Source organism: Mycobacterium sp. (assembly GCF_039583785.1).
In the GTDB taxonomy this organism is placed as follows: Bacteria; Actinomycetota; Actinomycetes; order Mycobacteriales; family Mycobacteriaceae; genus Mycobacterium.
Map to the genome: position 1 here is coordinate 1 of NZ_JAVKSG010000108.1, position 6,812 is coordinate 6,812.

Here is a 6,812-nt window from a genome sequence, read left to right on the forward strand (position 1 = left end):
GCCGAGCCCGGTGCCGAATCAACCGAAACGGAGGTCGCCTGAAACACCCTCATCCACAGGTCTTGACAATATCTCCTGAACAACTTCTCCACTTCTGTGGATTCAACGGTTGCCACAGCCACCGGTACCGAATCAACGTTGATCTCGACAACATCCGAGGCTTGGCTAGCTCCTTCAAGCGGACTGGTGTGCGCGTCTTTTTCGGCGACCACTTGCCCTACTGGAAGCAGCCGAAACACAAGCACTTTCCGTGGAATGCCGTCAGCGCCTGGTGCGGCGCGATGCTGACCCAGCGCGCAGTGCGCCGCCTCCGGCCCGGCCCCGTCGACGACGCGGTGGTGTTGACGTGCACCGAACGGGCCGCCAACGCCATCGTCCGCAGTTGTGTTTCGGATCAGTGGGCGGTGTTCTGCGCTTCACGTAAGCGCTTGAGCGCCACTTTGGCCGCTTGCATCGACAACGCGGGGGAAAGGCGCTCAAGATACCATAGTGCCCTCCACCACGCCGGCAGCACGATGATCGCGTTTCCACGCAATACGGCAGGAAGGGCGCGCTCGGCGAACTTTTGGGGCGCCATCGGCCGCACTGCCTCCGCTAACCTGAGGAGGTCCTCATCGCTGAAGTTGTTGTTCCGTCCGTACCGCGCGCCGGTGAGCATCGGGGTCCGGATCACTCCCGGACAGAGAACCGAGACCTGGACGCCGTGACGCTCGGCCTCCAGCCGCAACGTCTTGGAGAGTGCGACGACGGCGTGCTTTGTGGCGGTATAGCTGGCCTGACCCACCGTAGTGATAAGGCCGGCCATCGACGCTGTATTCACAATGTGGCCGGAGTGTTGCTTGATCATGATGGGATAGGCCACTTGGATGCCGTGCACCACACCGCGTAAGTTCACGTCAAATACGTCGCTCCAGTCATCGAGCGTATACGAATCGATTTCACCGCCGACCCCAATGCCGGCATTGTTGAACAGATAGTCGATCCGCCCGGATCGCTGCAGCGCCTCGGCGACGGCATGCTCGAAAGATGAGTAGCTGCGCACATCAAGCTCTATCGCATGCGCCTCTCCCCCAACGCTATTGAGGCGGTGCGCCAGCTCCTCGGCCGGCCCGACCTGGCGATCGGCGATCCAGACTCTGGCGCCCTGGTCGACTAGCTCAGCCGCCAGCGCGGCACCGATGCCCGATGCCCCACCAGTAACGAATGCGACCTTTCCCGACGGGTTCGGTGCCATTGAAGAAGGATAGCGGTCGCGTTGCTGCGCACGCCATCACAATTTGCCAGACGTCAGCCGCTGTGGTTAGCCGCCGTTATTCGGTCACTCGACGTGTTGGCCGCTCGCCGGTACACGACCGCTCGCCCACCCCGTCCGGGCGCGATCGCCACACCGCGGGTATGACGCCGTTCAGCCGGCGCGTCGGTTGGCGCGAAATGAAATTCGCGCAGCAGTGTGCGAACGGCGATGTCCATTTCCATCTGGGCCAACGCCGCGCCGACACAGCGATTCATTCCGCCGCCGAACGGAATCCACGCGAAGGGCTTCGGCACGGCGCCGATGAATCGGTCCGGATTGAACGACGCCGCATCCGCAAAGTTCTCTTCTGAACCATGGGCCAGTGCAATACTTATCATGACCAACGTGTCCTCCGGGATGACCCACTCTCCCAGCCGGATTCGCGTTTTGGTCTGGCGCAATCCGGCGGTGATGACCGGCCGGGTCCGCAGCACTTCTCGAATCGTCGCCTGCCGCAATTCAGATCCACCCGTGTCAACCTCCTCAGTCAGCCGCGACAGCAGATGTGGATGTCGGGCCAACCGCTCCACGGTCCAGGCCATCGCATTGGAGGTCGTCTCGTGACCGGCGGCCAGCAAGGTCACCAACTCGTCGGCGATATGTGAATCAGGGATCGGCTCACCGTTCTCGTACCGCGCCTGCAACAGCAGCGCGAGCACGTCATTGCGCTCTTCGCAGGCCGGGCCAGCCCGCGCATCGGTTATGAGCGAACTTATGACGGCGTCGGTCCGGCGCAGGTACTGCAGAACCCGCCCTCCGGGGCTCCACCGACCGAGGTCTCGCCGCGTAATCGGCGGCAGGAAGGCGATCCGGGAACCGAGCTTGACTAGGGGCGGTACCAGATTCGCAAGTTCTTCCAACGCGGGGCCTTGCACGCCGAACAGGGCCCGCAGGATCACGTTGAGGGTGATGCGCAACATCGACGGCAGCGTTTCGAACTCGCGGGCCTGCGGCCAGTTCGCGACTTCGCCCAGCACCTCTTCTTCGATCATCGGCTCGTAGCTTCGCATTCGTTTGCCGTGAAAAGCCGGGAGCAGCAATTGGCGGCGTTCGAGGAGTTCATCGCCCTCAAGACCCCACAGCGATCCGGGGCCGATAATGTCGCCGAAATCATTTTTCGCCCGCCCAAGCAACTGCCGGTTTGTGTTGAACAAATCCTTGACCAAGGCTGGTTCGCTGATCACCACCGTGCGGCCGAATACCGGCAAGTTCAGGGTGAACGCGCTGCCGTACTGCCGGGCCAGAGCGGCAACTGTTCCATGCTGGGCAACATACATCGCCAATCCTTGAACGATCTTCGGGGCCCACGGTCTTGGCGGTAGCCGTACCGGCTCGGTTGTGGCCGTTGCCATATCTTCCCCTACCTCGCGTGCACGGGAACTGTGTACGAGTCAGCGATTACCCGGGCACTTCGGTTGTAAACGCGTCAAACAAGGCGTCGCAGCGCAAGCAGGTTGCTGCGCTCTTCAAAGGCAGCGTTGGCGGGGCGAGCAGCGAGTCGATGACTGCGCCTGATCGGGGCCGATCGTCTCGTCGAACGTCTGCAGCTGGCAGCCGGCTGAGACCTGTGGATTTTGTTTACGCCTTCTTTACCTTCTACTTAGGATCTATTAAGGTAGGCCTGGGTGCGGACTCTAGAGGAGAAAGCATGAGGTCGGTGGGTACACATGTCATGACAGCCGCGGCACTCGCCGGGGGCAGCGTCATCGCCGTCAGCCCGGTCGCGCCACCACCCGATGCCCACATCTTCGGCGCGGTTGTGCAGCTGGCTACCACCGATGCGACCGGGGACGATGTGGCATTGATCATGAGCGGCGGCACATTCCTGGGCGGCAGCAATCTCACCGGGACGGAGCCGACTTCTGCGTTCACGACGGATGTTTACGACAGGTTCGTCGATCCCGCACAGCCCTTCCTTGGACAACCAGTGTTTCCTGGGTTCGCGCCGATCGGACTTGCCACGCCCGAGCAGGACTTTCCGTTGACCGGCCTCAACTCTCTGCCCTTCAACCTGGCGGTCGATAAGTCCGTCACCGATCTGAACACCGCCATCACGCAGACATACGCCGGAGACGACATCGTCGTTCTCGGCTACTCCCAGAGCACCGCCGTAGCCACCCTGGAAATGAAAGCGCTCGACGCTCTACCCGCCGACCAACAGCCGAGTCCCGCCGACCTACACTTCGTGCTGCTCGGTGATATGAACAATCCAGACGGCGGCATCTACGCGCGATTCAGCTTTCTCAACCCGTATTTGAATCTGACCCCGATTGCGGCTTTGAACCAACCGTACTTTGTCGCGACGCCGCCGGACACTGTCTACCCCACCGATATTTACACGGTCCAGTACGACGGCCTCGCCGACTTCCCGCAGTACCCGATCGACATCCCGGCGGATCTCAACGCAGCGCTGGGCGTCATCTATTCGCACCTCGCCTATGCAACGCTTACACCCCAACAGCTTGCTACGGCTGAACTCTTGCCGGGGTCGGCGGCCCTCACCGGGGTTGGGGAGACCAACTACTACCTGATTCCCGTCCAGCATCTGCCGCTGTTGGAACCGCTGTATCAGAGCGGGGTGGGGACCCCGCTAGCCGACCTGATTGCACCGGACCTGACGTACATCGTCAACTTGGGCTATGACCGGGCCGGACCTGCGGATGTTCCCACTCCGGTTGGGCTGTTCCCGAACGTCGACCCGAGCACTGTCCTGGCACATCTGGAAGCAGCGACCGTGCAAGGTGTCAACAATGCAGTGGCTGATCTCACTCAGCCGCAACTGATTACGGCAGAACTGGACCAGCTGCTGTCGCTCCCATCGCAAATCATCGCGGAGCTGCCGAACGGTCTCGCCGGTGATGCCACGGCTCTGCTCGGGTTGCTAGATGGCGGGTTGAGCATGAGCACGTTTATGTCCGACGTGTCAAGTCTGATCGGATAACAGATCGCCACACTCGGCTTTTGAACCCGAGGTGATCTATGTCGATCCTTGACTTACCGGGGTTGAAGCGCCGACCACGGGCTTTGGCCGGCCGTCGATGTCGGTGATGGTGCCAGGCTGGCGCGATGTCAGCGCCGGCCAGATGTAGCGCGGTGGCCTTCCCGACATGACGACCGACACGCCGAACGCGCAGACTTGACGACGCGGTGTGTTGAAATGCCAGTAGTCAATCAGGCAATCACGTAGTCGCTCAACGGGAAGCGGGTCTGTTCACGAATCGTGTCGTGTGGTGACGAGGGACGCAGCAAAGTTTCGCCGCTAGGGCTGAAGTAGTAGGAATGCGACCTGGCGCAGTCACCACGGCCGAGCACCGTGTTGTCCAGCAGCTTGGTCATCCGATTCCGGAAGCGGGCGTTGGCCTGTTCGGTGACTTCAAACGTGGTCGCGTTGCGACGACGCACCTCACCGAACAACCGGTTCATGTGCCGCATCTGGTATTCAATCGTGCTGAAGTACGACAAGCCGCAGGTTGCATAGGGGCTGGCCAAGCTCAGATAGTTTGGGAAGTACGGGATCGAAACCCCCTGGTAGGATTGGAAGCCATTGTCGCGCCACCACTTTCCGAGGTCGCGGCCGTCGCGGCCGATAATTTCGATCGCCGGCAAGTTGTTGTCCCACAGGTCGAAACCGGTGGCCAACACCAGCGTTTCTATCTGCGTCTTGGTCCCGTCGGACGCGACGATGCCGTCTGACTCGATCCGCTCGATGCCGGCCGTCTGCAGATGCACGTGCGGCTTGGTGAAGGTCCGGTAGTAAGAATTGGAGTAGGTGGGTCGCTTACATCCGAAGTCGTAATCCGGCGTGAGCTTGCGCCGAAGTTCTTTATCGCGAATAGAAACGAACCGGAGAACCTTGGCTAGGTTTGCGGCTGCCATGTTGAGCCGCCGGAAATAGCGGTAGTTCAGTACGGCGAGCACCAGCATCAAATCGAAGGTTGTGTCAGTGACCCACCGGATGACGCGCTGGACCAGCGGAAGTCGGGCAAACAGGCGCTGCATGACCTTCGGTATCGGAAAGTCGATCTTTGGCACCACATGGATCGCCGTGCGTTGGTACACCGTCAGCTCGGCGGCCTTCTTGGCCAGCTCGGGGAGCAGCTGTACCGCTGTCGCACCGGTGCCAATGAGCCCGACACGGCGGCCCTCGAAGTCGTAGTTGTCGTCCCAGGCGGTGGTATGGATGACCCGGCCGTCGAAGGCGGCGACGCCGGGAATGTCTGGGATGTGCGGCTGGGACAGGAAACCCGTCGCAGTGACGAGGAATGGCGCGCTCAGCGTCTCACCGCAACCAAGCGCGACCCGCCAGAGGTGAGCCTGGTCGTCCCAGCGAGCGCCTTCGACGGTTCTGCTGAACCGCATGTATCGGCGTACGCCATACTTGTCGGCGACGTGGTCCGCATACCGCTTGAGTTCGTCGCCCGGCGCGAACAGCCGCGACCAGTACGGGTTCGGCTCGAACCAGTAAGCGTAGGTCGTCGATGGGATGTCGACGGCGAGACCCGGATAGCGGTTGACGTGCCAGGTTCCGCCCAAGTCGTCCTCACGCTCAAGGATCGCGATGTTGTCATAGCCCAGCCGGTTGAATTGGATCGCGGCACCGATGCCGCCGAAACCAGCCCCCACGATGACCACGTCGAGTTGCTGCGGACTCACCGATTAATCGTAAAGCAGTTCAGCGGTTCCGGCGGAGCTTATGTGAGACCGCTGCGTTGCCGGCTCGGGTTCTATCACCTGACGGAGCCGACGATGCCCTCAGCGCGTACACGCACGCTCGGGCAGCGAAAATCATTGCAGCGCACCAAGCTGTAGTTCCGATGTCCTTGACGGTGCCCGGACCATCGGCGCGATGCCGACACCGGCGAACCGCCGGACGGTAGCCTTCCCGACATGACCGACACCCCGACCGCCACTGAGGCACTCACCCGCCTCGACATGCCGCTGAGTGACGCGATGATGACCCAGCGCGCGGTGCGCCGCGTCCACCCCGACCCCGTCGACGACGCGGTGGTATTGAAGTGCATCGAGCTGGCGTTGCGGGCACCGACCGGCGCCAAAGTCAAGTTTGGTTCCTGTCGCAACACATCCCGACGGTTTACAGAGCGAACGGAATGCCCACCAGGAGTTGTCATCGGAGCTAGGTTCCAGCGGAGTGGGCGCGCCGTTGGCCGTCACTTTCGTGGGGTCGTATACCAGGTGACAGGTGCCGTCGAGAACGGCGGCCGGTGGTGGCGATTGACAGGCGGTGTTGTTCTGCTCGACCACGTACACCGTGGCCGAGATCGCGGCGACCACAACCACTGTCGCCGCCGCCGCAACGAGGATCAGGCGGCGTCCGCGCCGCTTCTTTGTCGGCGCAGCCGGTGGTGGCTGATCATCCGACAGCGAACCTTGCTCGGTGAATTTCTCATGCGGCCTGGCAACAGCCACGTGTGTCCGCGTCCCGATCCGAGGCGCTTCTACCCTGACGCCCACCTCAGTCAAGCGATCACGTGCAGGGTCGAAATGGGCTCGCTCACTG

5 protein-coding genes and 1 pseudogene are annotated in these 6,812 nt (G+C 61.8%); 2 read left to right on the top strand and 4 right to left on the bottom strand.

The genetic code is table 11. The annotated features are described in order from the left end of the window. The 3 genes from ABDV69_RS19435 to ABDV69_RS19445 all read right to left on the bottom strand — a co-directional run. Positions 1 to 212 (bottom strand): hypothetical protein (locus ABDV69_RS19435; RefSeq protein WP_343577309.1); only part of this gene is annotated, 212 nt, incomplete at its 3' end. A gap of 182 nt (positions 213 to 394) precedes the next feature. After that, the gene (locus tag ABDV69_RS19440; protein WP_343577310.1) at positions 395 to 1,234 is read right to left on the bottom strand and encodes an SDR family oxidoreductase; all 840 of its coding nucleotides are present in this window, start codon (positions 1,232 to 1,234) and stop codon (positions 395 to 397) included. Positions 1,235 to 1,287: 53 nt separating this feature from the next. After that, the gene (locus ABDV69_RS19445; protein WP_343577311.1) at positions 1,288 to 2,646 is read right to left on the bottom strand and encodes a cytochrome P450; all 1,359 of its coding nucleotides are present in this window, start codon (positions 2,644 to 2,646) and stop codon (positions 1,288 to 1,290) included. A 215-nt stretch (positions 2,647 to 2,861) separates the two neighbouring features. Between ABDV69_RS19445 and ABDV69_RS19450 the strand changes: the two genes are divergently transcribed. Then, entirely contained in the window at positions 2,862 to 4,235 is a 1,374-nt protein-coding gene (locus ABDV69_RS19450) for a PE-PPE domain-containing protein (protein ID WP_343577313.1), read from the top strand. 230 nt (positions 4,236 to 4,465) lie between these two features. Here the strand turns inward: ABDV69_RS19450 and ABDV69_RS19455 are convergent, their stop codons facing one another. Continuing rightward, positions 4,466 to 5,947, bottom strand: coding sequence for an NAD(P)/FAD-dependent oxidoreductase (locus ABDV69_RS19455; protein ID WP_343577315.1), 1,482 nt, complete (start codon positions 5,945 to 5,947; stop codon positions 4,466 to 4,468). Between the two features lie 234 nt (positions 5,948 to 6,181). Between ABDV69_RS19455 and ABDV69_RS19460 the strand changes: the two are divergent. Continuing rightward, positions 6,182 to 6,346: pseudogene (locus ABDV69_RS19460) on the top strand (nitroreductase); the annotation flags it as partial. Positions 6,347 to 6,812: the final 466 nt, after the last annotated feature.